The organism is Dankookia rubra, from assembly GCF_004355005.1.
Taxonomy (GTDB): domain Bacteria; phylum Pseudomonadota; class Alphaproteobacteria; order Acetobacterales; family Acetobacteraceae; genus Paracraurococcus; species Paracraurococcus ruber_A.
Window position 1 is genome coordinate 1 of sequence record NZ_SMSJ01000269.1, and the last position, 1,317, is coordinate 1,317.

Here is a 1,317-nt window from a genome sequence, read left to right on the forward strand (position 1 = left end):
GCCGCCCGCTGCCGCTCGGCCCGGCCTGGGCGGCCGCCGCCGCCGGGCAGGCCGCCCCCCTGGCCCTGCCGCCCGAGCAGGCCCGCGCCCCGCCCGCCGCCTGAGCGTTCCACCCTCGAACCCTCAGGAGACCCCGATGCGTATCCCGATCGCAATCCTGGCCGCGGGCGCCCTCTGCGCCCTGCCGGCCGCCGCCCATGTCACCCTGGACCCGACCTCCGCCCCGGCCGGCAGCTATGTCCGCGCCGCCTTCCGCGTGCCGCATGGCTGCGCCGGCGCCGCCACCACCCGCATCACCCTCGACCTGCCGGAGGGGATCTACTCGGCCAAGCCCATGCCGAAGCCCGGCTGGCGTCTGACCATCGAGCGCCGCCGCCTGGCCCAGGCCGTGCGCAGCCCGCATGGGATGGAGATGGAGGAGGAGGTCGGCCGCATCACCTGGGAAGGCGGCCCGCTGCCGGATGCGCAGTACGAGGAATTCGTCGTCATGCTGCAGGCGCCGAACGAGCCGGGCGGCACGATCTGGCTGCCGGTGCTGCAGGGCTGCGAGGGCGGCAAATCCGACAACTGGGCCGAGAAGCCGGCCGCGGGGCAGCAGGCGCACGACCTTGCCCGCCCGGCGCCCGCCCTGCGCCTGGCCCCGCGGTGAGGCGCCCGGCCATGCACCGCCGCCTGCTCCTCCGCACCCCCGTCCTGCTCGCACCCGTCCTGCTCGCCCCGTTCCTGCCGGCGCGGCCCGCCCGGGCGCAGCAGCAGGGCGATATCGCCGTCACCATGCCCTGGACCCGCGCCGCCGGGCAGAACGGCACCGGCGCCGGCTTCCTCGCCATCGCCAACCACGGCGGTGCGGCCGACCGGCTCATCGGCGCCAGCAGCCCCATCGCCCGGGTGACCGAGATCCACACCCATCTCCGCGAGGGCGACATCCTGCGGATGCGCCCGGTCGCGGCGGTCGACCTGCCGCCCGGCGGCACCGTCACCCTGCAGCCCGGCGGCTTCCACCTGATGCTGATTGGGCTGAAGGAACCGCTGATCCAGGGCCAGTCGGTGCCGCTGACCCTGCGGTTCGAGCGGGCCGGGGAGGTGCAGGTCATGCTCGCGGTGCAGCCCGCCGGGGCGCGCGGGCCGATGGCGCACGGCCACTGAGGCGCGGCGCGCGGCGGTGGGCCGGCCCCCGGCCTCCGGGTGGTTCCGCCTTCCGGCGATCCGCTCTGGGGCCGGCCCTCGCGCTCGGCCTGCTCGCCGCGCTGCTGCCGGGGCTGGCCGCGGCGCAGCCGGCGGCCGAGCGCCCGCGGCTGCCCGGCATCGGCGAGATCG

General features: G+C 77.4%; 2 protein-coding genes. Both read left to right on the forward strand.

The features are described 5' to 3' along the window. Positions 1–136: 136 nt before the first annotated feature. A complete protein-coding gene (locus tag E2C06_RS36480; protein ID WP_133293388.1) occupies positions 137–649 on the forward strand; it encodes a YcnI family protein in 513 nt (170 codons plus the stop codon). An 11-nt stretch (positions 650–660) separates the two neighbouring features. Further along, complete coding sequence (locus tag E2C06_RS36485; RefSeq protein ID WP_133293389.1) at positions 661–1,146, forward strand: copper chaperone PCu(A)C; 486 nt, start codon at positions 661–663, stop codon at positions 1,144–1,146. The last annotated feature ends 171 nt before the right edge of the window (positions 1,147–1,317 follow it).